General features: G+C 69.5%; 1 pseudogene. It reads left to right on the forward strand.

Annotated elements, in window-relative coordinates:
* A pseudogene (locus tag SB816_RS33830) lies at window positions 1–249 on the forward strand (hemolysin D); the annotation flags it as partial.

The following is a 249-nucleotide window of genomic DNA, read 5'->3' on the forward strand; positions in this document are numbered from 1 at the left end:
TCGAGCAAGCCCGCGCGGATGTGCATCAGAGCCGCATCGCGCGCGCGGAATCCGCTTCGCGCAGGCAGCAGACGCTGGCCGCGCTCGCCGACCTCCAGAATTCGCAGACCGCGCTCGCGGCGCAGTTGAAGGAACTCGACGCGAGCCACGCGCGCGATCTCCAGGAGGCCGACGCACGCTTCGAGCAGAACCGCCGCGACGCCACCATTTCCGCGCCGAAGTCGGGCGTCGTCACCTTTTCGCGACTGG

Source organism: Achromobacter sp. SIMBA_011 (genome assembly GCF_046535435.1).
GTDB classification, from domain to species: Bacteria; Pseudomonadota; Gammaproteobacteria; order Burkholderiales; family Burkholderiaceae_B; genus Achromobacter; species Achromobacter dolens.